Source organism: Trichococcus palustris (assembly GCF_900114465.1).
Classification (GTDB): domain Bacteria; phylum Bacillota; class Bacilli; order Lactobacillales; family Aerococcaceae; genus Trichococcus; species Trichococcus palustris.
The window spans coordinates 1-24,916 of the sequence record NZ_FOTD01000002.1; the positions used below are offsets into that span (position 1 = coordinate 1).

The following is a 24,916-nucleotide window of genomic DNA, read 5'->3' on the forward strand; positions in this document are numbered from 1 at the left end:
AAACAATTGGCGAAATAGATTTTCTGTTCCCGATTGGGGTACAAACGGAACTGATAGGCTTTCAGCATGATACTCACCTCTTTGGCTTCATTATACGCCTCCGAACAGGTGTTTGCCAAAGACAAAGCAAGGAAAAAGACCGTGCTGCCTAACTCATGACTGAAGTCACGAGAGTGCGGCAGCACTTATTCAATTATCTGTTACGCCTACCTAAACTTCATTTAGAATCAGGGGGTATGATTATGAACTTGAAAGAATCGCTGCTGAATATCATCGCCGATCGCGATCGGCAACAATTATCAATCATTTTAGAAGACAGCTATCCCATCGATATTGCCGCAGCATTATCTGAATTCGAAGATGATGAGCTGACACAATTCACCGCTTTGCTTACTGCAAAAGAAATAGCTTCCATTATTGAAGAATCTGACGAAGAGCTGCAACAAAAGCTGCTCGGATTGCTCGATTCCTCAAAAATTGTCACCGCCTTTTCCTATATGTCATCCGACGATATTGCAGACATACTTGGCATCCTTGATATCAGCCAACGTAAAGAACTGCTGAAACGGATGAGAATCAGTGATTCCAAAGATATTCAGATGTTATTGGGATATGGGCCCGAAACTGCCGGCGGTATCATGACCACACAGTATATCGCTTTGAAGAATACCCTGAATATGAAGGATGCCTTGCAGGAAATCCGGCGCATTGGTCCCAGAACTGAAATAATCGAAACGATTTTTGTTGTCGATCAGCACACTGAACTTGTCGGTAAAGCGGATTTACGCGATATCTTGATTGCATCCGAAGACACGAAGCTTGAAGAAATCATGGACGAAAACGTCCTCAGTGTTCATCCGGAAACAGACCAAGAAGAGGTTTCTCTCATCGTTTCTAAATATGATTTAAAAGTGCTGCCCGTCGTAAACCGAAAAAACGCGATCCTAGGCATCATCACTATCGATGACGTCATCGACGTCATCGTTGAAGAACACACAGAAGACCTGTTGATGCTGTCAGGGGTAAGCAAAGATGAAAAAGTCGGAAATAGCATAAGTATGTCTGTTCAGAGAAGGCTGCCTTGGTTGTTCATTAATCTGATGACGGCTTTCCTGGCTTCTTTTACAGTCAGCCTCTTTGAGGATGTCATCGTTCAAGTCGTAGCCCTCGCAGCAGCAATGCCGATTGTCGCCGGCATGGGCGGTAATGCCGGCTCACAAACACTATCCGTCGTCATCAGAAGCATCGCTTTGGGTGAAATCAGCATAAAAAAAGACTGGAAATTCGTGATCAACGAAGTTGCCTTAGGACTAATCAATGGTTTGGCTACCGGATTCATAACGGGACTCATCTTATTTATTAAATACGACAATATCTATCTGGGGATCATAATCTTAGTGGCTATGATCGGCAACCTTATCATAGCCGGCTTTTTCGGTTTTTTGATTCCGTTGATTTTATCAAAGATGAATTTGGATCCCGCCATCTCTTCATCCATTTTCCTGACAACGACAACAGATGTCGGCGGTTTCTTCATTTTTTTGGGGCTGGCTAAACTGTTTTTACCCTTGTTACTGTAAATTCAATCAAGCGTTGCAGCCACTATCAGCTGATGATTTCTGAAAATTTAACCAGAGACTCATCAGCTTTTTTGCGGCCTATAAATGATGCACATTCTTGCCAGTTATGCAGGGAATCGTTATGATTAGGATAAGGAAACAAAACATGGATCAGTTACGTCAAAAACATCTTTATCCACAAAAGAATCCATCAGCAGCCAATCCCATTGCCTCGCAAGAAAAATCGGATGCCCCTCATTATCACTATTTTCCCTAACAAAATTCAAGCATGCAGCATGAGGAAAATGAAGATCCCGAAAAGGAAGAGTGAGTGACATGGCTAAATTCCTCTCAAAATTAAAAAAATATTTCAAAAAATTCGGTCCGGGCATCATCACTGGAGCTTCAGATGATGATCCTTCCGGCATTGTCACCTATTCGCAAACCGGTGCCATGTTTGGATTTCAACAATTATGGCTTACCCCCATTTCCTGCCTCTTCGCTATTGCGATTCAGGAAATGTGCGGGCGGATTGGAATGGTGACAGGAAAAGGCTTGACCGGAATCCTGAAAGAGAACTATCCAAAAGGTGTCAGCTATACGGCCATTTCCCTGTTGTTCATCGCTAACACCATCAATATCGGCGCAGATTTAGGTGCAATGGCCGCCGTGGCCCAGATGGTTCTCGGTATGCCTTTCATTTTTTGGATTCTTTTTATGACCGCCCTTACGTTGATTCTTGAAATTTTTTTGGACTACAAGTACTATTCGAAATTCCTGCTGGTGTTGACGCTATCCCTATTCTCCTACTATATTACCGCTTTCATGGTGCATCAGGATTGGATTATGATTCTGAAAAATACCTTTATCCCGGCCTTTGATTTTTCCGAAGGGTATATACTCAATCTGGTGGCATTTTTAGGAACCACCATCTCCCCCTATCTGTTTTTTTGGCAAGCGGATGAAGAGATTGAAAAGGAGATCGTGGAACACAAAATAAAAGGGATCGGCATGGGAAAACCCTCCATCAACGACAAAGATGTAAAAAACATGAAAGTTGATACTGTTTTCGGCATGATTTTCACGACAGTGTCCGCCTTCATGATCGTGCTCACGACTGCCGGTACCCTTCACGCCTCGGGCATAACCACCATCAGTACCGCAACAGAAGCCGCCCAAGCCCTTCGTCCATTGGCAGGGGACTTCGCCTATTGGTTGTTTGCACTGGGAATCATCGGCACAGGGCTCCTTGGCGTACCGGTGTTGGCGGGAGCATCATCCTACGCTGTTTCCGAATTTATCGGCTGGGAGACAGGTCTTGGGAAAAAGTTAAAAGAAGCGCACGGTTTTTACGGAGTGATCACCATTGCGACACTGATTGGATTGACGATCAATTTCATTGGCATTGATCCAATGAGGGCTTTGTATTATTCTGCAGCCATCAACGGTTTGATGGCCCCCCCGCTGATGTTGCTGATTCTCTTTATCGGGAACAATAAAAAGGTTATGGGGAAATATACCAATCGCTTGATGGGAAATATCGTCGGCGGCGTTGCAACCTTGGTCATGTCCATCATCGGCTTCCTTTTGATACGCTACTTATTAAAAGGCTGAAAGACTCGTGGTGTGCCTTCCGTCAATAGGACAGTAAAATATTTAAACAGTTATACAGACTGCTCCCAGTAATGTGGGGGCAATTTTTTGCGTATATAAACCTGCCGTGCTTACGCTTGGCTCCCCACACGTTTTATGAGCGAAGTACAAAACGTGACGGCTGACAACTTCTGCACCTTGGAGTAGTGCTTGTTATTCTTGGCCGGTAAAAGGGCCGATGGACCCCCGTTCTCATAAAGTCTAACTCAACTGCGGATTGTCTCTTGAAATACACCAGCAACATGTGCTGCCCTTGATATGCCGATTTCATTTCTCAGGTATTGCTCGACAGTAGTGATTCTGTCCTCAACTGATAATTTCATAGATCGTTTGGACATAACAAAAACCCCCTATATAAGACTTGAAATAATTCATTGTCCTATATAGAGGGAGCATATCACTGATTAAATATTTTTGTGTCGCTTGTAGGCAGCTGGCACGTGGGGGTAACGTTTGTAAACATCTTCAAGATAATTTTCTTGAATCGCCATTTCCTTAAGTAACGTTGGAAAATCAATTGTATCTGCCATCTTATTGAGTAGTGCTAGGCCCTCTTCTGCCATGCGGTCCCGCGTTTCAATATCAGGTATAGCAGAGGTTGCCATATGGTCTGAATGTTCCTTGAAATAATAACCTGTTGCTCCAGATTGAAAAGCTTGGGCACTCAGGTTGCCAAAAACCGATGGGGTCTGGGTAACTGGTTCCGCATAATCAGAGGTTAGCAATATATCATCCAGACGATTGCGTAATTTGTATGCCCCAAGAATCATCTTATCTAAATTTAGCATCATATCTTTCGGATTTGAAAAGGCCCCAGATTTCTGGGCCGTTATCACGCCGTCAATATAGAGAATAGCTACTCCTGTTTCATCAAAGAAATCACGAACAACCGGGTTAATGGAAATATGGGCTGGGCCGTGCAGACTGATATAAATTTGCTTTTTGAAGCCTGATCGCAATAAGGAATGTGCAAGACCTTGCAACATATCAGCACTTTCCCTGACGGTCAATTGGATTGTTCCCTTACCTGAAGCCGTTGCCCCTGAATAAATATAAGGCACATGCGGAAGGACAAGTGAGTTTGTCCTTTCTGCCATCAATAAGGCAATCCCCTCAGCCAATATTGTTTCGCAATCTAAGGGTAGCCCACCATGCAGTTCGGTTGGGCCAAAAGGAACGATGATGACATCGTTCTCCTTTAAGTAAGCCTCCACTTCGTCATTGATTAAAACATTTAATAAGTGACTTCTTAATTTCATTAGTGCACCTCTCTATTAAACTTGCGGTTCATCATGTGTCTTAGCAAATTCATCCAGTCTTGCTTGACGAGCTGCTATCATGTCTTCACGTGTTTCATCAGTAATATTCCAAATAAATTTGAATGAAGCCCATGATAATAACGCACAAATTGCTGGGCCAATAAGATTCATTAGAACTAGCCCTTCAACCGTTCGAGCTGATTGTACTTGTCCTGTTTGAGCGGCCTGTTGGCTATAACCAATCCAACCAATCATCAAGACAACAAGTGATTGAGCTAACATTTGTCCGACACGTCTTGTTAGTGAGAAGTTACCATAGATTGAACCTTCTGAACGTTTTCCTGTGATGTATTCGTTGTAGTCAATAGATTCTGAAACAAGACCCCATTGAATTTGAACGGACATCATCATGAAGGCAATACCTAAGCTGGCAAAAAGCATGTAGAAGAATGGTGGTAAATCACCAACTAATTTCCAAACGTATAAACCAACAAAGACAACAATACTTAGTAATAAATAAGTACGGATTAACTTAACAGTAGATCCAAATAAGGTTACCAAATACGGAGAGATAAGCAATAGTATTACTGGTAACCCCATACCGATCGCAGAAGCGTATGCCATTAAGCCAAGATCACCAAATACATCGCCGTAAATATAAGGAAGAGTTGCATTGAATAAATTTTGACCAAATACAATTACAATTGAGTGTAAGCAAAGTGACAAGAAAGATTTATTTTTAGCTAATGTAACAAAAATATCTGTGAATTTTGTTGGTTCTGCTTGCTCTTCTGCGGCAAGTTTTGCTGTAACATTCCGTTCTTCCGTTCCCCAATAGTGGAAGAAGATAAGTAAACCACCTAATACCGCTGCAAAGATACCTGCAACCATATACCCTGTTGTATTTTCACCTAAACGTGCAAGTATGATTGGTATAACCATTGAACCGATCAAACCACCGAGTGTTGATCCCATACCACGGGCCGAAGATAAAGTAGTTCTCTCTTTATCATTTAAGGCCATAACCCCAAGAACTGATCCCATGGCAATATTCATCATGGTGTAACCTAATTCGTAAATAACTTTTAATAGAAAAATAGCCACTAAACGCATGGTTCCTTCAAACATTGATGGTACAGAGAAGAATGCAATAAGACCAACAACAATTAAAGGAATGGACCGTAACATCCAAGGACGGAACTTATCTTTTTTGCCATGGGCCTTAGAGAAGGACTTGTCCATAAAAGTACCCATCATTGGGTCATTGACCATATCCCAAATATTCCAAACGAGCAATAGTACAGATAGAGTCGCAAATGATACTCCTAATACATTTGTGACATATCGGTTCATAAATGTTTGGATCAAGACAAGGGTAACAACCCCACCGGCATCTCCGGCCCCATAAGCTAATCTATGCTTCAGGGTTAGCTTACTTTTCAGATCGTTTGCTAGATTTTGCTGCTTAACAACTTTTTCTTCTGCCATAATTTCTTCCTCTTTTCTCTATAAAATATTTTTTGATGAATTATTCAAAGTGAATAACACGCTTTGCCACAGCTTGGCATTGTTGTGTTGCGGTCCCTCCAGAACCGTTGAAGTATTTTTTGACATAAAAGCCCCCTCCGTATTATAAAATTTAGAACTTATAACAGCAAATATCTATTTATTATCACATTATGAAACTTCGTTATATTTAAAATAAATAGCAACATAAAAAATAAAACTTAGTTATAAGAACTAAGGAAATAATACCATCTAGTGAAACCGATTACAATATTTTTACTGTTAACGTTTTGTGAACGCTATCATTTCCACTTGGGTAATGGCGTCCCTAAAAGGTTTTACCCTTCTTGGGGATGATCTGATTTCCACGCGGAAACTCTTTGATGAGTTTTTTTATCGCATCCGGTATTGACAAATCCGTCTTCCTATATCCTGAATTATTCATATATTTTCAGAAAATGCCTTAAAACGTTAGTCTGCCAATATATTTTATATTTCCAGTTCACACCCAAAGAACCCCTTTCTGTTATGGTTAATGTACGACCAACAACCCTAGAAAGGGGTTCTCTCAATGACAACTTCACACAAAAACGCTCTAAATTTCAATACAAAAATGGCGGTTACAAATAATTCAGGTATGTTTATATTTTGAAAAATGGAAAAAAAAGAACCTAACCCGAAAGTTAAGTTCTTATAAGTTTAAATTTAGTTTTTAAAATTAAGCTTTGTTAACGTTTGTTGCTTGAGGTCCACGGTTACCTTCTTCAACGTCGAAAGTTACTGCTTGTCCTTCTTCTAAAGATTTGAATCCTTCAGATTGGATAGCTGAGAAATGTACGAATACATCGTCTCCGTTTTCGCGTTCGATGAAACCAAAACCTTTATCTGCATTAAACCATTTAACTGTACCTTTTTCCATAATTAAATTCCTCCTCGTGCGTTTCGCACATATCATACATTGTTGCTAACGTTACGAACCGGAATGTTTTTAAACAATTCTTTTTTCATACCTAACAAAATGTTAAATTCATTGTATCATGCATAAATGGAATAAGCAAGCCTAATCCCATTAAAATATTTTATCGGTGTTGTGATAGGCTTTCGTTTAATCATTGTTGATCAACGGAAGGACCATATCGTACCAGACCGCATTTCCATGCTGCGAGTCAGATTTACCGATAGCAACAAATCCGAATTTTTCATAATAAGAGATTTTCTTTTCCTTACAGCATAATGTCACACCTTTTCGCCCTGCCTTCCTTGCCGCTTCGATCATTCCCTGCATCAACGTTGCCGCGATGCCCTTTCCCCTGTATTCGGGGAGCACATCCAATCCGAAGACACTTTGGTAGTCGCCTGCTGGATTGTGGAAAGATATATCACTGTAGAATTCATCGCGTATGATTTCCCCTTCTATCACGCTTCCGTTGATGAAGCCTAGCATTTTCCCGTCCAGTTCGGCAACGAAGAAACTTTCCGGAAAAGCTTTTAGCCTGCCCTCAAAGGATTCACGCGTGGCCGCTTCCGATCTGGGGAAGCAGATTTTCTCTATCCTTACGACATCATCCAGATCTTCCAGAGATGCTTGTCTTACATTTACGTCCACAGCTTCTGCACATCCATTCTCACATTATCTATTTGCTCTTTTTCTCCAAGGTGTCAAAACTATCTTACTGAATTTCACGTTCCACTATTTTTATTATACCTGACAACTCCCCATGACTGAAGTCAGGGGCTTCCTTGTCCGATTATTGTCAACGATAGGTAATTCATAATTTTTCCCGATAAATATCAATAAACATTTCATTTTTTCATCCAAGCCAATCTGAGGTCCCCGTGATTCCGACACATCAACAAAACGCTTCCCTGCAACGATTAAAGCGCATACATTATTTCCGTCTAAATCTTGCTTTTTATATAAAAAAGAGTAGTATAATATCTGTATGTTTATTCATATATGTAATTATTACGTTATGGGAGATGAACCATTATGAGAACAATTGAGAACAAATGGATGCGCGCGGCGATACCCGCATTATTTATCCACTGCAGTATTGGAACCGTTTACTGCTGGTCCTTATTAAAAGGGAACATAGCGAATTATATCGGAAGAAGCAACGGCGAGGTTGAATGGGCATTCAGTATCGCAATATTCTTTCTTGGCATGTCAGCAGCGTTTGCCGGTAAGATTGTCGAGAAGGACGTTCATAAATCTTCGCTCATTGCGGCCGTTTGTTTCGCTGGCGGAATGGCAGGAACAGGTTTCTTCGTCCAGCAAAAATCGCTGTTGGGAATATTTTTAAGCTACGGGATCCTAATGGGCATCGGTTGCGGTATCGGCTACTTGTCACCTGTTAAAACACTGATGTTATGGTTCAATGAACAAAAGGGCTTAGCAACCGGTATTGCCATAGCCGGTTTTGGATTGGCAAAAGTTATTGCAAGCCCGATAATAGAAGCGCTTTTAGGGGCAACGAAAGCCGATGGCACCCTTGTTGATCCCACGAAAATTTATAAATTGTTTTATATTTTGGCAATCGCCTATTTCGTAATGATGATTGTTGGCCATCTACTTCTTAAGAAACCAGAAGGTTGGGTAGAACAAGGCACCAAAACCAAAGGCGCTAGTCCTCTTGCTATTTTCAAAAACAAAACCTTCATTGGTATTTGGTTGATGTTTTTCATCAACATTACCTGTGGCCTGGCACTTATTTCACAGGAAAAAGATATTTTACACTTCATCGGATTTGAAGCGATTGCAATCATCAGCTCTACGACGGCGCTCTTTAACGCCTTCGGACGCCTCGGTCTTTCGGCGTTTGCAGATCGGTTGAAGGATAGAAACAGTATCTACAAGACTATCTTTATTTTCTGTATCGCCGTCACCGGCATCACAATTTTGGCCAACGGCATCAATAATGCCATAGCACCGCTTGTTATTGCTCTGTTATGCGTAATCAATGCCGGTTATGGTGGTGGTTTCTCCAATCTTCCGGCACTATTATCCGACAGATTTGGCATGAAAACGATCAGTGCCATTCATGGCTTGGCATTGTCTGCTTGGGCATTTGCCGGACTTTCCGGTAACCAACTTAGTGCCTTCATTCTTTCGAGGACACAATCTTACAATGATGTTCTGTACGTCATACTCGCACTTTATACAGTCGCCTTGATCATCAGTTTTGTTTTGGTGAAACCTGGCAAAACCGAAATTGAATAATCAGCATACGTAGACAACAAACAAAAAAGATGGCAACGGGAGTAATTTTCCCTTGCCATCTTTTTTATGTTATTTGAAGAATGTGTTATTGAGTCGATAAAAGTTGATTGCTCAGCCTTTCCTCTTCAACTTCTCTTCTATTTCCATCTCAAACGTTGCTGTATTCGTCGCTAACGATATCGGCCCGTATTCCGGCCAGGATTCCTGTAAAGCCTCAAAGGTTTCCCCGCTAAGGATGAGCACTTCTATTTTCCTTCTGAATTTCTCTTCCAAAAAATCAGAATATTCAAAAAGTGAAGGGATTTGATCGAGTGAGATTGCTACGCTTCCGTTCTTCTTAAATGTTTTTGCTACAATGTATTTCATGGTTTCACCTCATGCTCCATTATAACAAAAAGATTAATAAGAAGGTTATCACAATTGAGAATAGCCAGAAAAAAAAGAAATGATAAAAAAGAACTATTTCGATAGGCTCTTTGCACAATCATACTCAGATAGGATATACTAATGAGAAATATCAAAATAAAGGATTTGTGCACAATGACATTGAAATATAACCGGAAACTTCTGTTCCTGATCCTCTGGATGGGCTGCATCTTCTTATTTTCGCAGCAAAACGGGCAGGACTCTTCCCAAACTAGCGGTATCGTGCTTGAAATCCTAAAAAGGTTGGGGCTCGATTCGGCCGCAACGGGGCAAAGCAACCTTAGTTTTTTTGTACGCAAAGCTGGGCATTTCACAGAGTACTTGATTCTGGGCATTCTCTTTCTCAGGTACTACCGTGAAAGGCAACCTTCCAGGAAAAAGTTGTTGATCACAACCGTCCTGTTTGTGTTCCTCTATGCCGCTTCGGATGAATTCCATCAGTCTTTCATACCCGGTAGAGGCCCGGCTTTCACCGACGTGCTTATCGACACTTCCGGTGGGTTAGTGGGAATTTTGCTCCATGGGCAAATCAGCAAATGGCGCACAAAACAAGCCGTCTGACAGGAAAAGGCTCTTGCCTTTCTGCAGCAGGCGACAAACGGAATTCATCTCATCCGCTATTTGTCTCCAATAAAAAAAGAAGGGGCCTGATATTTCTGATTATGTCACGCACCCTTCTTTTCATTTGCACCCTACTGAAGGTCATCCTTCGGCTCATTGAACACATAGACATTTATATCAACCGAATTGTCGGTTACGCTTTTCGCCATGATATGCAACCCCTTGCACATCAATTCCTCGCCTTTGAAAATCGGCGTCACGCGATAGCGTACGACGGTGCCGGATTGAATAGCTTCACTTACGATCTCCTCTGCCGCAAAATACATGGTCGGATAATTGGCATTCCGGTAAAGAGTTACCAAGTTACGCCAGTCCGCTCCGCTACCGCCCAGAACATCGGCCAACAGATGTCCACGATTCAGTTGCTTCGGATTCGATTCGTTTTGGTTGCTCTTTGACCATCCTGTCGGCAGGACACTGCTGACCGCATCGGTTCCTGTTTGGTACATTTCGGGGGTCACCATCGCATCCATGGTCGTCACACGGTTCAATTCATCCAAATCCCCATATGTCACCCATCCGTTGCCTTCATAAACCAGTTCCGAATCGCTGAAGGTGCTTTTTCCCCCATTTATTTTGATTTCATCTGCACCTGTATAGGTCGGGACAGCATCAGCCGTCATTATCTCGGTTGTTGCTTGTGTGTCTTCTGAACTCCTGAATGGATCGCCTCCATCGGACCAGTTATTCCATAGCATGATGCCAAGAAACAGGAAAAGCAGTAGGTTGCGCAATATAGCCTGCTTGTTCTTTCTTCGTCTTTTCGCCATTCTATGCCACCTTTCTTCTTGAATTATTTATTTTTCCCAGTCGACAAGGAACCTTGCCGCCAGACCTCATTCTATTGTTATTGTATCAGCCCGCCGCAAAGAGGGCAAACGCCCTTTGATTCCGCCATTATCGAAGATACATATGAAAAAGAGATACCTGATGTCAACAATGCCGGGAGCATGCAAAAAAGGAGGCTGGGACAAAAAGTCCGAGCCCCTTTCTCATTTCTCTTGAAAAAAACTATTTCATTCCCCACTATATTACCGCATAGCCGGTTTATTTCCCAAAGCATGCTCAGCGCGTGTAACGTTTAGAGGACTGGTTTTTCGTCAGATTCTTTATCTCGCAAGTCAAACTTTTCTATAGGGTTAGGCCCTCTCATGATTTCCCTTTTTATATAAAGCAGACCGTCCGGATTGACTCTTATTTTCCAGCGGACCAGCTGAATGTTGCCACCCGTTATTTCGATGGCGGTGATGCTGGTAGGATAGATGCAGCAGCCCGAATTGAAATAGGGAAGATCCTTCGTTTTCGGATATTTGAACCTGTGCGTATGTCCGCAGATGAGCATTACCTTGTGTTTTTTTATCCATTTTGTGTAATTCTTCTCGATTTTGTGCCGTTTGTTGATGTTTTTCACGGGGCTTGTTGGGCTCTGGACGCCAAATGCATGAAGGTACCGCCAGAAATACTTCAGCGAAAGCATGGTCAGGAACCAAATCTGATCGTTCGGAAAATCCCCCTGCATCCCATGCACGATGAAGATGTCCTGACCGGTTTTCTCATTTTTCAAGACCAACGCCTCGATCGGTTTGAGGCCCGGAAGGAAATCATAGAAAACCTCATGGTACTCGTCATAATTCCGGTAGTAGTTTTTTTCCACATATTCCTGGTTTTTCAAATAGATATTGTGGTTTCCGTAGATCATGATCAGCCGATTTTCGTCAAAAAAACGTTTGATGATCTCGAACACTTCGACGTGCGCATTTTTTATGTGTTTGAAATCGGCATGTTCCCAAAGTTCATCGCCATCACCGTTCTCCACGTAAACGAAACCGTTCTGGTAATAATATTCCATGGCATGCAAATAAATATTCTGATTCCTGGTAAATTCGTCGGACAGACTCCCGTCGCCTCTGTGGCAGTCGCTGAAAAAAACATAATTGGAATTCTCGTCAAAGTACTCCACTCTGGCATTCTTATATGCCTCCGTCAATAGTTGTTCCGTTCGCATATTCCTCACCTCATCCTATTGGAACTCATTACAGTATATTATTCTGATTCTTCGGCAATTCTCTATCGCGTTGGATAAAGCCCTTCTTAAGTGCGCAAAAAATAAATTTGCAATGAAATCCGCTGAAAGACTGTTTTACAAACAGCAGATCCTCAACTACATATCATTATTATAGGCCTCTGAAAAACCAAAAGCCAGACATATCCTGTTGCTTTGCCTTTCCGTTCTAGAGTGAAAACAGGAGCATTCCGCACCTGTAGAGTTGTTCATTTATGGAACAATTCCTTGAACCGTTTCACTGCATATTTGCCGGTATCCCACAGCCATTTCCCAAACGTATCCAGCGATTGTTTTTTCCATAAGTAGATGTTAATGACCAATGCAAGAATAAGCAATCCGAAACCAGTGACGACAAAGACGACCGCAACCGGATTTTCTTTATACATGGCATCCGCGAAAAGCTGTGCTGTTGCAGCATACCTTGTAATATAGTTGTTTGCTGGTGATGGCAATTCCACCATTGTGGTTGTATTCCCATCGTCCATTTTGGCGATCATATAATGATAGTAGCTGTTTTCCGTCAAAAGTTCTGCCCCTGCACCGCCGCTGATCAGATAGCGTACGCCATCCTTCGTGTATTCAAAATAGCTGTGAATGTGGGAGAGGTAGACCGTATCTACGTGGTAAGTACTCATGAGCGTTTCAAACTTAGCCGCTTCCTGCGGATCCTGGAAACCATGATCCATGTTCTTGCTCATATTGTAATCATTCAACTTCTGTTCCACCCAATTTTGTCCGCTCCTCACTTCGTTCAGATAATTGGGAATCTGATTGATGGTGACACCGCTTCTCGGGTCTTTCGGCGGTATATGGGTGATGACAAAGATCCGTTTCCCCTGCGCCTTTTTCAAATCATTTTCCAGCCAGATGTATTGTTCATCCGAAATCGCCCGCTTTTCAGACCAGCCGGGGGAAGAATCCAGAAAGACAAAATGGCTGTCCGAAAAATCAAAAGAATAATAGGCCGGGCCATAAAGCATTGTATAGGTGCTTCGTCCATTGCCACGAATATCGTGATTCCCGAGCGTGGTAAACAAAGGTACGGAAATTTTGGATACCATTTGGTCAAAAAGCCTGTATTGGTTCGTTTTTCCGCTGAAGACAAGGTCGCCATTGTCAATGACAAATACAGGATTTACACCATTTACCTGCTGGATGATCTGTCCAAAGGTGTCGTAGCCATCTCGATTGTCGCCGAGGATGATGTATTTATATTTCCCTGTACTGTCGTTGCTGCTTGGCTGTACCGGTTCCATGCTGATGGTTTCCTTGTCTCCGACAGCTATGCTTACCTGCAGGCTATTGACCGTCTTCTTTGTCATGGTCAGGCTGCTGGCTGTCATGCTTGCCGCATAAAAATCGGGGTTAACATTTTCAATCAGCAATGAAACGGTAGTTGCTGCATCTCCCTTGACTATTATTTTCGGAAGCGGGGACAAGGCCCTGATGACAATACTCTGCGTACCGTCGCTCCCCTTTTGGAGCCCTTTTACAAAACCGCCATAAACGGTGATTTGGGCATTCTCTGTTTTATAGGCCGAAGATGCATCATCCGGATTGAACTGGAGAGGTACGCTTATAAAATCGTTGCTGATTTTGTAAGCATTTGCGGCATTGTAGACAAATGCACCGACCCCTGTCAGGAGGAAAAGTGACAAAATAACTAATATCCAATTGCTGATTTTCTTCATCTTCATAATCAGGCCCCCTTCCTTTCCCCCTATTTTCCCTCCAAAATTCCTGTCCAAGATTACGCGTCTTCCAGATAATTGCTTCTATTAACATTATAGTTCCCTGCCGTTGCAAGCGCCAACTTTAGGCATACACGACAGAAAACATTTTTCCGTATAGAAATAGGGGCCAAAATCCGCGAGTGATTTTGGCCCCTATTAAAATTTATGCTGCCCCTTCCAGCCTGTCCCTCGTTGCAACGCGTGATGCATACTTCCGGCATCTAATCCCTGTTTTGTTCGGTTTTTTTTAGCCCAACCCGTAAACAATGAACTCAGCCCGGCCACGAGCAAGGCTGCGCCTATCACGTAAAAATAGGGTACATAAATGGAGTTGGTGCCGGCTATTTCCAGCACGCCCTGCAAGAAACTGCCGACCGTCAGTGTGGCTATCCCGGAATTGTAGAGGTTGGAAAAGCTTCGGAATCCGTTTGCTGTCACATTCTTTGGTGGCAATGACCGGATGAATGAATAGCCGATCACGCCGCCAATCAAGGGAAACAGGAACATCCAGGCATTGCCGGCGAGGTTACGCCATGCCCGAACAGTCCATATACTTTGGCGATGACGAACGTCACAAACGTCACACTGAAATAGGCCCATCTATTTTTCTTGATCGTCTTTTGCAGGTTATTCGTATCCGATATAGACAATGTCGCTCACTCCCCTTTCTCCGGAATTTTTGCCATCGGTAGGATTGTTGATGATGTTTCCATTGAAGTACAGGGTGGATGATCCCCCGCCATCCAGATTATAGGCCGTGACTGCCCCCCTGCTTTGCATTTCTTCCGCCAACGCCAACAGCGGCAATCCTTCGCTCTCATTGTTTCCGCCGTCTAAAACGATGATGATGTAATGCAGGGGAGAAATCTGACCGATAGCTGTGCGCGGATTACTGGCCATCGATTGCGATACCTCGCTTGAACCAGCGACCGTTATTTCGCCATTTCCCACCAACGAAGGGCCAAACGAGATGATCTGCGCGATGTTTGTCGTTTCAACGGAAGCCAGAGTCGTTTCGTTTTCGGAAATGATTGAGAAGTCTCCGTTGTTATCGATGACTAAAGCATCGTCCCCATCAGCATCTCTTGCCGTGTCGCGGTAGATCACGCCATTCCGTAGGACGTAGCCCGGAAGCCATAGTAATCCCCGTTGATCGCCAAAATAGCTTGATGGCTGTCAGTGATGCTCGAGGTTGCGGCCTTGATATTGCGCCCGAAAGTATCCTCTGCCAAGGCCGTTTTCAGCGCCACCCCTTTGCCGCGATTAGCGGGATGGATGCAAAGATCGCAATGATAGTCTGCTTTTAACTGTTGGAACAGTTCGGCATAGTCTGCTCCACTGCCGTCGTCTACAACATCGGTGTGCATCCCCTGTTCCTTGAGTTCGTTCACCAGCGAAATTAATTTTCCGTCTGGATGTAATGCTGGAATGACAACGATCGGTTTCATTTTAACCGCCTCCTAAGCTATTTTTCAGCAGTAGAATAAGAAAGCGATGGCACCGGATCATTACTAATCGTCATGCGTGGCCCAATCTTCTTTCTTCCAGCAACTGCAACCTGCTGTCCATCTTCGCTGCGGCAACCGGTTGTATGTAGTCTCGCTGTCTCCCTTGTTTGCTTGACACCTTTATTCTAGGTTAATCAGTCTGCCATTTCTCCGAAAACAAGACAGAGATTTGCGGAAAAAGTGAAGCGAAAAGCACACTAAACTAATCCAACCAGCAATGTAAGAAAAGCGGGACAAGCCCGTTCTGCCTCGACAGAAATTTAGGAAATCTGGCCCTGAATGAGCATACTGCGCAATGGGTTAGATTTATCTAATTTCCGAGAGGCAGGCTTGAACCGCTGGACATCATGTGATGGCGTGGAATAATTAAAGAACCTGTGAAAAACCTGCGGTGATAAGCTTTTACAGAAAAAATTTATACTTTACTAGAAATCAAAAAAGAGAGCTGCTATGGCTCCCTTTCGAGTGATATTGGCAAATGATGCAATCGCCTGTTTCTGCTATGCTTATCTATCTGGTGACGATGTCTTTCCAGTCGGTTACATCGCACTGGTTATCATCATTGCTTCCCGCTGCAACGACGGTGCCGTCTCCTTTCAGTCCCACTACGTGCACGCCGCCCGTTGAAATGGCTGTGATATCTGTCCAAGATGACACGTCACTCTGACCAAAGGGAGCCGTCCCGGCCGAAACGACTGTCCCGTCTTCTTTCAATCCCAACACAACCATTCCCCAATTGGATACAGCCACGATATCCTCCCAATGTGATACATCACACTGATCAAAGGAATCAGTTCCAGACACGACAACCGTTCCGTCTTCCCTCAGCCCCACGGTGTGCATACCGCCTGCGGAAACGGACACGATATCGCTCCAGGATGATACGTCGAGCTGGTTAAAAAAATCATCGCCGACTGCTACCACTGTTCCATCCTCTTTCAGGCCAACCGTGTGCAGTCCGCCTGCCGAAACAGCCACGATATCGCTCCAGGATGACACATCGAGCTGACCAAAAGAGTTCGCCCCCACCGCGACAACGGTGCCGTCTCCCCTCAGCCCCACGGTATGCAGCCCGCCTGCGGAAACGGATACGATATCGCTCCAGGATGATACATCGAGCTGACCAAAAGAGTTCGCCCCCACCGCGACAACGGTGCCGTCTCCCCTCAGCCCCACGGTATGCGTCCCGCCTGCGGAAACGGACACGATATCCTCCCAGGACGAAACATCCAGTTGGCCGTATTCGTTGTTCCCCACCGCGATGACCGTCCCGTCCGTTCTGAGCCCGACTGTATGCGTCCCGCCTGCAGAAATCACCTCTCTATTGATCCCGTTTTCATTCTTATCGATTCGCTCGGATTCGGATGCCGAAATAGCCACGTCACTTTGTTCAGGCGCTGAAGCTGCCTCATTCACACAACCAGAAAAGACTAGCGCAACAAGAGCACAGGAACCCAATAACTTCACTATTTTTCTCATGGCGAGTCCCCCTTTCTTATATTCTCTACATGTAAATTATAGTTCCCTCCGGCTCTTGATGCTAATTTTAGCGCTGAATCGTCAGAACTTTGTCTGCCTATAGGAGGGTGCAGACAAAAACGTCGTCTATCTATTTTTCATGCGGCAATACGGAATAAAAAAGGCATCGATGAAATTTACTTCATCAATGCCACACTATTATGGAGTCAACCAACTTTGTTCCGTTTGAGCCCTACTCAAAGGAATCATAAGTTGAACATTTTTCGATATTCGTTGATGTATTGCTGCTTCCGCTTTCTCAACATGTAAAGGGCGCTTTTGATTTGGTCGGGTTCATCGGCCATATCGAGATCCTCTTTCTGTTTTTCGATGCCTTCCACGACCTGTTCGCAGTAGGCAGCTTCCTTGATTTCATCCAAAATGGCGGTGATTTCTTTCCGCATCCGTTCGACACGGGGACCTTCGCCCGCCTTGATGACATCCAGGTTCGCCAACATGTCGCGGAACGTCAAATGGCGGAACACTTTGCCATCAATGATGCGGATGTATTCTTTGACAAACTCCGTCACCCCGGGCATACTTCCGTTCAGCTGATACCAGCCGTCATAGAGGACCCACATTCCGGGTGGGTCAGCAGGAATAAAATCCCGTTTTAATTTGTAGACCTCATCCTCCCCGGTTATTTCTGCAACCCAGCACTTGCTTTCGCTGTTGGCGGGCATCAGATTCAATTTTATATGTGACATGGATCTATCCTCACTTCTCTTTATTTTTAGCCTATTTACCTTTTTTTATTTACTAGAACGTCAACCGTCTATCTTAATCCCAATAATAGTACCGTCAACAACCCATGACTTTCACCTACGGTGAACTTTTCTCCGAAAAGAAAGCCACAGGCTTGTGAGCCTCTTGCGAGGCTCTGGTTTATATACAGCGGACTACGCATCCAGTGACACGCCCTTTCATCCTAGCGAGAGGAACTGTCAGGTACCAAGCAAACCTGTTTCTATGGTTAAGCAGCCACCAATGGTGGTGCCAATAATACTTCATCAATCCAACGAATACCATAATTGCGTAGGTTCAACCCAGCGTTATGGTCTCTGTCGTGCCATTCATGACAATTATCACACGTCCAATCACGTGTGGAAATATCGCCATTGAGGGCTGTATTCTTCACACCACAATCAGAACAGATTTGTGTTGAAGCAAAGGTTTTCGGTGTTTTCACGAAATATTTCCCCTGTATCTCAAGTTTGTACTTGAGATACAGGCGGAAGTTACCGAACCCATTATCTTGTTGGTTTTTCGCCAACTTCAAGGTTTGTCCGATTGCACGAAGGTCAAGGTCTTCCACCACAACCATGTCATAACGATTTGCGAGGGCATAGGCCTTCTTATGGAGCCAATCTTTCCGTTGGTTCACAACTTTCGTATTGCGTTTCGCTACTACCAAACGTTGACGCTCCCATCGTTTAGAGCCTTTTACCATGCGGGCTAGTTTACGCTGTTCTTTTGCTAGACGTTCTTCCATGACTCGATAGTAGTGCGGGTAATTGGCTTTCTTACCTTCACTGTCTACGAAGAAATTGGCTTGTGAATAATCTAGTCCAAGAATACGTTCAACAGCAGGGATCCCAATGCTTTCGACTTCCATTTCAAACGCAACAGTGATGGATACTTCGAATTTCCCTTGAGAGTTCGTTGTTACCGTAACGTTCTTGATACGACTGCCCTTTGGTAAGGGACGATGTGTATTCAATTTGATGGTTACTTCTGACAACTTACTCTTTCGGGCAGTTGGAAGATGGAGAACTTCGTTCTCATCAATGAAGATATTGTCATTTTGGTTGAATGTAGTATAACTTAACTTACTGTTCTTACGAGAATGGAATTTCGGCATTCCTTTAAGGTCGCGGAAAGTAGGCTCGATCCCAAGCGTTTTCTGACGTTTCAGTGCAGACTTCTTGAATTGTCCTTTGAACGCATTCTTGTTGAATGTGGAGATTGCTTTCTTGAAATGCTGTTTCGCTTCGTTCGAAGCGAATGCATCCACTTCATAAAGGTACGCGTCCCCTTCCTCATTCACACGCGTTTGCTTGAATTCTTTGACTGTCGGCATACCCATTTCTTTGAAAGTAGGTAGTTTGTCACCTATGGTGTAGCCATTCTTTTCAAGATACTCATATAAGTGAGCGGTATGAAGGTTGTACATCAAGCGGTCTGCGCCAAAACATTGAAAGAAGTAGCTTTCTACTTCTTCAGACATTGGTGTTCCGCTATACACATAACCACGATGGACTGTTTCTACTGTCATTGGTTTCACCTCCTATCAGTTTTGTAGTTGGCTTTGGATGTATTCCCGTACCTGTTCCTCAGTATTTTCGCTGACTGTCGCAATGAAATAACTAGGATTCCACATGTGTCCACCCCAGAAGTATTGCTTCATTTCAGGGTGTAGCTTAAAAAGTCGTCTTGCTGACTGACCTTTGAGCGTTTTAACTACTGACTGCATATAGTGTTGCGGTTTCATTGAAATGAGAAGGCGGATATGGTCTTTATCCGTTTCCATTTCTTCCACTTCAATCCCTTGTGCAGCACAGATGTCTCGCACGATTTGTTTGAGTAATTGCTCTGCTTGATTTACTAGAACTTTACGTCTGCACTTTACACCAAACCAAATGGAGCTGCAAGGAATAGACATACCCTCGACCGTGTTTGACTTCTGCCAAAGCGATCACTTCACAAGAACAGTATACGAAAATATGTTCGGTTTTTCAAATCATACGTTATTATTTAAGTTTTATGAAATCAAGGTTAATAATGAATGTCAGAAAGTCATATGTCGGTCTTTGAGGTGCCTGAGGCCCCCTGATTCCGAACGGCGATTCATCTCATGACTAAAGTCACGAGATGAATCGCCTAACTCCTAAAAAATAATAGAGGCTGGGACAAAACCCAACTGAATAAAGAAAAAAGTAGTGAACTTACCTGAATTGGGTAAGTTCACTACTTTTTTATCCTCCTACGGAGGTTTCTTGTAAACAAAAAGGATACCTTTTGATAGAATTACAGTAACGACACAATAATCGATCGGAGGGTATCCTTATGCTTAAATATTATACTATGAACCAAGTTGTTTTGCCTATCGATTTAGCGGTAAAATTACAAGAAAATGATATCGTTTTCTCGGTGGATGATGTAGTGGAGAGTATTCCACAAGAAGCCTTTGAAGCTTTCGTCCGTCAAACGGGTTGTCCCGCCTACCATCCTCGAATGATGATGAAAATCATCCTGTGTGCCTACACGCAATCAGCTTTTTCCGGAAGAAAAATCGAAGGTTTGCTCCGCGACAGCATACGGATGATGTGGCTCGCACAAGGTTATGAGCCCACCTACCGCACCATCAACCGTTTCCGGGTGAACCCTGCGGTTCAAGAACTGTTGCGCCAATGCTTCGTGCAGTTCCGGTGCCAACTGGTGCAGGAAGGTTTAATCGAGGAAGAGGCTATTTTCATTGACGGGACTAAGATTGAAGCCAACGCGAATCGATTCACGTTCGTTTGGCGCAAGTCGATTGAAAAGTACAGCGTTGCCCTCATTGAGAAGTCCAACCAAATGTATGATGAGCTTCTTGAGAAAGAGATTATCCCAGGGATTGAGCGGGAAAGTCTGGAGGAACTTTCGTCCGCAGAGCTTCTTCAGGTGGCTGAACAGTTGGACGAGAAAATTATAGAGTTTGATCAAGAGATATCGACGACGGAGGCAGGCAGTGAAAGAAAGCAACTTCGATCCCAACGAAAAATTCCGAAGCAGTATAGCAAACTCATTTTGGAGATGGCAAAGCGGAAGCAGAAATATCAGCGTGATATGATGATTTTCGGAGAAAGAAACAGCTACTCCAAGACGGATCATGATGCCACATTCATGCGGATGAAAGAAGATTACATGAAGAATGGCCAGCTGAAGGCCGGCTACAACGTGCAGGTAGCGACCGAAGGTCAATATGCATTGGCTTACGATATTTTCCCAAATCCCACGGATATGCGCACCTTGATACCTTTCTTGGACACAATTGAAGAAAAGTTCTTTTCCTTACTGGAATATACTGTTGCGGATGCAGGTTATGGAAGTGAGCAGAACTATGGGAACATTCTGGATAACCGAGAATCGACTCCCCTCATCACTTACAACACCTATCGAAAGGAAAAATAGAAGAAATATCGGAATAATCCTTTCAACTCCTCCAATTGGGAGTACGATGAGAAAGAGGATGCTTTCAAGTGCCCCAATGGTCAGAAGCTTCCCTTCCGTTATGTATCCAATCGGAAAGATTCTTATGGCTTCTCTCGAACCTTTAAGGTCTATGAGTGCGTGGACTGTTCCGATTGCCCCTTGAGAGAGCAATGCACTAAGGCGAAAGAAGGGAACAATCGTACGATCCGCTACAACGAGAAGTGGGAACAACAGAAAAAAATAATTAAAGATTTGCTTTCGGATGAAAAGACTGGCGCAATCTACGGAAAACGGAAGATCGATGTAGAACCAGTGTTCGGATTCCTGAAGGCTAATTTGTACTTCACTCGATTCTGTGTCAGAGGAAAGGAAAAGGTGCGCAATGACTTGGGATTTGCGCTCATGGCAGTGAACATGAGGAAATACACTGCCCGTGAAGCCCTCCTTAGGAGGGAAACTGCTCCAAAATCCTCAAAAAAAGGTTCCGACCACCACAATCTGGTGATTGGAACCTTTTTTTCGTTCACTTCAGCTAGTTATGTCCCAGCCTCTTCCTTATATCGCATTCTGTCTTCCCGGCCGCTTTACCGGCTATCCTTTTGATCGGAATGGTATTTTTTTACTTGCCCGCTCCGGTATCCTTAACGGTCACCCCAGCTGCGATGGTTTTGTCAGGATTTGCAATGTATCGCTCGCCTTCTACCAATCCATTCAGCACTTCGATGTTGTAATCCGTTTCGAGCCCAGTCTCGACATACCTTTTTTCCGTCTTGTTGGTCCGGTCTACTGTGAACACGTATTTTTTACCCGTATTCTCTTCAATCTGGACAGCTTCGTAATTCACCTGCAAGGTAGCCAGTTTTTCATCCAATATTATTTCCGCATCCGCTTCATAACCAACCTTGATGTTCTCATCCGGATTAGTTATCGTGACCTTCACCGTCACCTTTGAATTCTGGTCTGCCGAGGTCAGGGATTTCTCCGCCAACTGGCCGATTTCCGATACAATCCCTTCATATTCCTTCGCTATGCCTTTCACCTTGACGGCAGCCTTCTGGCCGACTCTGATGTTCACGCTGTCGAATTGGCTGATGGCCAGACTTATCACATATTCCGTCGCACCGTCGACTATGATGGCATCCCCCGCTGTCGGGAACTCATTTGCCTTCACATCCATCTTCGTCACAACACCATCAACATTTGCCTTCAGATCGTTTTCCGCTATCTTGTCGTTCAAATACTGGATGTCGGCTTTTAATAGGGCAATCTGGTCCGACTGGTTCGAAATTTTTTCGCCCGCGGTTGCGTCCGTAAAGGTGGCCATGCTCTGGGCATTTGAGAGAGATACTTCTGCGCTGCGCACGGTATTCAGTCCATCCGAAATAGCTTTTGCCGCCGCATCGTATCTGACGGCCGCTGTACTGTTTGCGTTCGCCAGCGTAAGCTCTGCACTGCGCACGGCAGCTTCGCTGTCCGATACAGCTTTTACGGCAGCGTCATATTCGATGGCCCCTGAACTTTTTGCATTCGAAAAAGCAATTTCTGCACTGCGCACAGCAGCTTCGCTGTCCGAGATTACTTTTGTTGCCGCATCGTAATCGGCGTCGGCTGCATTTTCTGCATTCGACAAGGCGATCTCTGCGTTGCTTATGGCAGTTTCGGCATCGATGACCGCCAATTTTGCCGTATTATACCCAGCATTATAGGTGTTTTGTGCACTTGACAAGGCCATCTCTGCATTGAGCACCGCATTTCCTGTGTCGGTCACAGCTTGCAATGCTGTTTGATATTGGATTGCGTAAGTCACCGGATCACTGTCGTAAAGTGTTTTGACGACAGCCAGGTTCGTCTTGGCGGTTTCGCTGGCAGCTTTTGCATTTTCCAAGGCGCATTCCGCTTGACTCAGCACCGCTTCGAGATCCTCCAAAGCCTTTTTGGCGAGATGGTAATGTGCTTCCGCGCTATCGAGGGCCAGCTGCGCTTGCCCCACCAGATTGTCGTTGGCTATTTCGATATTCTGCAGTCGCTCTACCGCAGCATCATAATTGGATTGCGCATTTCCCAGAGCAATTTCGGCCTGGCTCACGTTATTATTGTAGATTGTGCCGATATTATCGAGGTTCCCTTTTGCGGCATTATAATTTGATTGGGCATTCTCGAGTGCTATTTGCACCTGGCTCACCGCATTATCGTTGAGTGTGCTGACATCCCCCAAGTTTTTCTGGGCCGCATTGTAATTTGACTGCGCATTAGTGACGGCGATTTCTGCCTGGCTGACTGCGTTTTTGGCGGAAGCTTTGTCCATGTCGGAGCTGCTGCCTGACAGGTATGCAAGCGTAGCCTCTGCGTTGGACAGGGTGATGGTCTGCTTCTCTAGTTGTTTCCTGTATTCGGTTGAATCGATCCTTGCCAGCACGTCACCTTTTTTAACCGTCTGGCCTTCCGCAGCCAAAACTTCGACGATCTTTGCGGTCGGGGAGGGATAAATCGTACTGCTGCTCCTCGCTTCAATGTCTCCGGTTATCGGCACAGACTTCGCCATATGCCCTTTCGAAACCGTATTGAGCGTTACTTCGGTCCCCTTCGTGCTTTGATACCAACTGTATGAAAATACGCCGGTTGCAAGCAAAGCAATGATGGCTAGTACGGTGATGATGATCGACTTCCTGGATTTGAATATAGCATCCTTTAGTTTTCCCATAAGGCATACTCCTTCAGTGCAATTTTCAAATAATTTCGCGTACTTTCTATAGAATGATTATATCAATTTACGCTAAAAGTAGCAATGAATCGGCGGAAACATTGCAAACGCATTCATTTTTTTATTCTCTTTTCCTTATGCTGGATGGCGTCGCCTCTGCAAGAATGCAGAATCCCCGCTCTCCTGTTTTTTGACAAAATATTTATACACAAATATACTGGAGTTATACAAAGCGGGTAAGGGGATTGACGGGTATGATAACGATGACAAATGTGACGAAGACCTATAAAAGCGGCGATTCGGAAACCTACGCCCTGAAAGAAATCAACCTGACCATCGGCGAAGGGGAATTTGTCGTCATTCTCGGTCCCAGCGGCAGCGGCAAAAGCACCCTGCTGAACGTCATCAGCGGACTCGACACCGTTACTTCGGGGAAAATCACCTTCCGTGATGAAGAGCTGACCGACCTTTCTGAAGACGAAATGACCGAATTCAGAAGAAGGCATCTGGGTTTCATATTCCAGCAATACAATCTGCTCCAGAACCTGAACGTCTACGAGAATATCCAAATCGGTTCCGACATCGGCACGAATCCGCTCGATATCGATGAACTGCTCCAGAAGGTGGGGCTTGAAAATGCCCGCAACAAATATCCCAATCAGCTTTCTGGGGGCGAGCAGCAGCGGGTATCCATCGTAAGGAGCCTCGCCAAAAACCCGGATATCATTTTCTGCGATGAACCCACCGGCTCCCTGGATGAACAAAATTCAAAAAAAATTCTGCAGATGCTGCAGGATTTGAATGTCGCCTACAAAAAGACGATCATCGTCATCACCCACAACACAGGCATTGCCGAAATGGCAGACAAAGTCATCAAGATGAATTCAGGCCAAATAACGGAGGTCATCATCAACAAGGTCAAAAAAAATGCCCAAGACATTGTTTGGGGTTAG

The 24,916-nt window shown here is 44.2% G+C and carries 22 protein-coding genes and 2 pseudogenes; 6 read left to right on the plus strand and 18 right to left on the minus strand.

Annotation, left to right across the window (positions count from 1 at the left end; all coding sequences use genetic code 11):
* On the minus strand, positions 1-68 hold a 68-nt coding region (locus BM101_RS14525), incomplete at its 3' end, for a helix-turn-helix domain-containing protein (protein ID WP_409373488.1).
* A 174-nt stretch (positions 69-242) separates the two neighbouring features.
* Between BM101_RS14525 and mgtE the strand changes: the two genes are divergently transcribed.
* Both mgtE and BM101_RS01340 read left to right on the plus strand, forming a co-directional pair.
* Positions 243-1,580 (plus strand): magnesium transporter, encoded by a 1,338-nt coding sequence (gene mgtE / locus BM101_RS01330; protein WP_087030334.1) that lies wholly within the window; start codon positions 243-245, stop codon positions 1,578-1,580.
* A 315-nt stretch (positions 1,581-1,895) separates the two neighbouring features.
* Positions 1,896-3,173, plus strand: coding sequence for an NRAMP family divalent metal transporter (locus BM101_RS01340; RefSeq protein WP_087030328.1), 1,278 nt, complete (start codon positions 1,896-1,898; stop codon positions 3,171-3,173).
* A gap of 443 nt (positions 3,174-3,616) precedes the next feature.
* Here BM101_RS01340 and BM101_RS01345 read toward each other — a convergent pair whose 3' ends face one another.
* The 4 genes from BM101_RS01345 to BM101_RS01360 all read right to left on the minus strand — a co-directional run bounded on the left by BM101_RS01345 (position 3,617) and on the right by BM101_RS01360 (position 7,583).
* Complete coding sequence (locus BM101_RS01345) at positions 3,617-4,471, minus strand: creatininase family protein (RefSeq protein ID WP_087030326.1); 855 nt, start codon at positions 4,469-4,471, stop codon at positions 3,617-3,619.
* Between the two features lie 15 nt (positions 4,472-4,486).
* On the minus strand, positions 4,487-5,959 hold the full coding sequence (locus tag BM101_RS01350; protein WP_087030323.1) for an MFS transporter: 1,473 nt from the start codon (positions 5,957-5,959) through the stop codon (positions 4,487-4,489).
* A 736-nt stretch (positions 5,960-6,695) separates the two neighbouring features.
* On the minus strand, positions 6,696-6,896 hold the full coding sequence (locus BM101_RS01355) for a cold-shock protein (RefSeq protein WP_087030320.1): 201 nt from the start codon (positions 6,894-6,896) through the stop codon (positions 6,696-6,698).
* Between the two features lie 186 nt (positions 6,897-7,082).
* Positions 7,083-7,583 carry a GNAT family N-acetyltransferase gene (locus BM101_RS01360; protein WP_087030317.1) on the minus strand — a complete coding sequence of 167 codons (501 nt, stop codon included), beginning with the start codon at positions 7,581-7,583 and terminating at the stop codon, positions 7,083-7,085.
* A gap of 384 nt (positions 7,584-7,967) precedes the next feature.
* On the opposite strand from BM101_RS01360, the gene BM101_RS01365 reads away from it, so the two are divergent.
* Complete coding sequence (locus BM101_RS01365) at positions 7,968-9,197, plus strand: OFA family MFS transporter (RefSeq protein WP_087030314.1); 1,230 nt, start codon at positions 7,968-7,970, stop codon at positions 9,195-9,197.
* A gap of 111 nt (positions 9,198-9,308) precedes the next feature.
* On the opposite strand, the gene BM101_RS01370 is transcribed toward BM101_RS01365, so the two are convergent.
* Positions 9,309-9,563: a DUF6718 family protein gene (locus tag BM101_RS01370; RefSeq protein WP_087030311.1), complete on the minus strand. Its 255-nt coding sequence runs from the start codon at positions 9,561-9,563 to the stop codon at positions 9,309-9,311.
* A 174-nt stretch (positions 9,564-9,737) separates the two neighbouring features.
* Between BM101_RS01370 and BM101_RS01375 the strand changes: the two genes are divergently transcribed.
* Positions 9,738-10,184 (plus strand): VanZ family protein, encoded by a 447-nt coding sequence (locus tag BM101_RS01375; protein WP_177194319.1) that lies wholly within the window; start codon positions 9,738-9,740, stop codon positions 10,182-10,184.
* A 131-nt stretch (positions 10,185-10,315) separates the two neighbouring features.
* Here the strand turns inward: BM101_RS01375 and BM101_RS01380 are convergent, their stop codons facing one another.
* The 11 genes and pseudogenes from BM101_RS01380 to tnpA form a co-directional block, all read right to left on the minus strand.
* On the minus strand, positions 10,316-11,014 hold the full coding sequence (locus tag BM101_RS01380; protein WP_087030306.1) for a DNA/RNA non-specific endonuclease: 699 nt from the start codon (positions 11,012-11,014) through the stop codon (positions 10,316-10,318).
* 311 nt (positions 11,015-11,325) lie between these two features.
* A complete protein-coding gene (locus BM101_RS01385; RefSeq protein ID WP_087030303.1) occupies positions 11,326-12,249 on the minus strand; it encodes a metallophosphoesterase in 924 nt (307 codons plus the stop codon).
* Between the two features lie 266 nt (positions 12,250-12,515).
* The gene (locus BM101_RS01390) at positions 12,516-14,006 is read right to left on the minus strand and encodes a metallophosphoesterase family protein (RefSeq protein ID WP_087030301.1); all 1,491 of its coding nucleotides are present in this window, start codon (positions 14,004-14,006) and stop codon (positions 12,516-12,518) included.
* 192 nt (positions 14,007-14,198) lie between these two features.
* Positions 14,199-14,534, minus strand: coding sequence for a hypothetical protein (locus tag BM101_RS01395; protein ID WP_143084402.1), 336 nt, complete (start codon positions 14,532-14,534; stop codon positions 14,199-14,201).
* Positions 14,531-14,692, minus strand: coding sequence for a hypothetical protein (locus BM101_RS13985; protein WP_177194320.1), 162 nt, complete (start codon positions 14,690-14,692; stop codon positions 14,531-14,533). Before BM101_RS13985 ends, BM101_RS01395 begins: the two co-directional genes overlap by 4 nt.
* Entirely contained in the window at positions 14,670-15,149 is a 480-nt protein-coding gene (locus tag BM101_RS14315; RefSeq protein ID WP_245825568.1) for a phosphodiester glycosidase family protein, read from the minus strand. Before BM101_RS14315 ends, BM101_RS13985 begins: the two co-directional genes overlap by 23 nt.
* A complete protein-coding gene (locus BM101_RS14320) occupies positions 15,146-15,490 on the minus strand; it encodes a glycosyltransferase family protein (protein WP_245825566.1) in 345 nt (114 codons plus the stop codon). The genes BM101_RS14315 and BM101_RS14320 overlap by 4 nt, the downstream gene beginning before the upstream one ends.
* Before the next feature lie 570 nt (positions 15,491-16,060).
* On the minus strand, positions 16,061-17,029 hold the full coding sequence (locus tag BM101_RS01405) for an RCC1 domain-containing protein (protein ID WP_093399815.1): 969 nt from the start codon (positions 17,027-17,029) through the stop codon (positions 16,061-16,063).
* 245 nt (positions 17,030-17,274) lie between these two features.
* Positions 17,275-17,775, minus strand: coding sequence for a hypothetical protein (locus BM101_RS01410; protein WP_087030293.1), 501 nt, complete (start codon positions 17,773-17,775; stop codon positions 17,275-17,277).
* A gap of 266 nt (positions 17,776-18,041) precedes the next feature.
* Entirely contained in the window at positions 18,042-19,343 is a 1,302-nt protein-coding gene (locus BM101_RS01415) for an RNA-guided endonuclease InsQ/TnpB family protein (RefSeq protein WP_087030290.1), read from the minus strand.
* A gap of 15 nt (positions 19,344-19,358) precedes the next feature.
* A pseudogene (gene tnpA, locus BM101_RS01420) lies at positions 19,359-19,758 on the minus strand (IS200/IS605 family transposase).
* 376 nt (positions 19,759-20,134) lie between these two features.
* On the opposite strand from tnpA, the pseudogene BM101_RS01425 reads away from it, so the two are divergent.
* A pseudogene (locus BM101_RS01425) lies at positions 20,135-21,694 on the plus strand (IS1182 family transposase); the annotation flags it as partial.
* Between the two features lie 187 nt (positions 21,695-21,881).
* On the opposite strand, the gene BM101_RS01430 reads toward BM101_RS01425, so the two are convergent.
* Positions 21,882-23,963: an HlyD family efflux transporter periplasmic adaptor subunit gene (locus tag BM101_RS01430; protein ID WP_087030287.1), complete on the minus strand. Its 2,082-nt coding sequence runs from the start codon at positions 23,961-23,963 to the stop codon at positions 21,882-21,884.
* Positions 23,964-24,217: 254 nt separating this feature from the next.
* Here BM101_RS01430 and BM101_RS01435 point away from each other — a divergent pair, with 254 nt between their 5' ends.
* Positions 24,218-24,916 (plus strand): ABC transporter ATP-binding protein, encoded by a 699-nt coding sequence (locus tag BM101_RS01435; RefSeq protein WP_087030285.1) that lies wholly within the window; start codon positions 24,218-24,220, stop codon positions 24,914-24,916.

Bases quoted from the DNA above. Each gene is read 5' to 3' on its own strand.
- mgtE (WP_087030334.1), top strand. From the start codon at position 243: ATGAACTTGAAAGAATCGCTGCTGAATATCATCGCCGATCGCGATCGG.
- BM101_RS01340 (WP_087030328.1), top strand. From the start codon at position 1,896: ATGGCTAAATTCCTCTCAAAATTAAAAAAATATTTCAAAAAATTCGGT.
- BM101_RS01345 (WP_087030326.1), bottom strand. From the start codon at position 4,471: ATGAAATTAAGAAGTCACTTATTAAATGTTTTAATCAATGACGAAGTG.
- BM101_RS01350 (WP_087030323.1), bottom strand. From the start codon at position 5,959: ATGGCAGAAGAAAAAGTTGTTAAGCAGCAAAATCTAGCAAACGATCTG.
- BM101_RS01355 (WP_087030320.1), bottom strand. From the start codon at position 6,896: ATGGAAAAAGGTACAGTTAAATGGTTTAATGCAGATAAAGGTTTTGGT.
- BM101_RS01365 (WP_087030314.1), top strand. From the start codon at position 7,968: ATGAGAACAATTGAGAACAAATGGATGCGCGCGGCGATACCCGCATTA.
- BM101_RS01370 (WP_087030311.1), bottom strand. From the start codon at position 9,563: ATGAAATACATTGTAGCAAAAACATTTAAGAAGAACGGAAGCGTAGCA.
- BM101_RS01375 (WP_177194319.1), top strand. From the start codon at position 9,738: ATGACATTGAAATATAACCGGAAACTTCTGTTCCTGATCCTCTGGATG.
- BM101_RS01380 (WP_087030306.1), bottom strand. From the start codon at position 11,014: ATGGCGAAAAGACGAAGAAAGAACAAGCAGGCTATATTGCGCAACCTA.
- BM101_RS01385 (WP_087030303.1), bottom strand. From the start codon at position 12,249: ATGCGAACGGAACAACTATTGACGGAGGCATATAAGAATGCCAGAGTG.
- BM101_RS01390 (WP_087030301.1), bottom strand. From the start codon at position 14,006: ATGAAGATGAAGAAAATCAGCAATTGGATATTAGTTATTTTGTCACTT.
- BM101_RS14320 (WP_245825566.1), bottom strand. From the start codon at position 15,490: ATGAAACCGATCGTTGTCATTCCAGCATTACATCCAGACGGAAAATTA.
- BM101_RS01405 (WP_093399815.1), bottom strand. From the start codon at position 17,029: ATGAGAAAAATAGTGAAGTTATTGGGTTCCTGTGCTCTTGTTGCGCTA.
- BM101_RS01410 (WP_087030293.1), bottom strand. From the start codon at position 17,775: ATGTCACATATAAAATTGAATCTGATGCCCGCCAACAGCGAAAGCAAG.
- BM101_RS01415 (WP_087030290.1), bottom strand. From the start codon at position 19,343: ATGACAGTAGAAACAGTCCATCGTGGTTATGTGTATAGCGGAACACCA.
- BM101_RS01430 (WP_087030287.1), bottom strand. From the start codon at position 23,963: ATGGGAAAACTAAAGGATGCTATATTCAAATCCAGGAAGTCGATCATC.
- BM101_RS01435 (WP_087030285.1), top strand. From the start codon at position 24,218: ATGATAACGATGACAAATGTGACGAAGACCTATAAAAGCGGCGATTCG.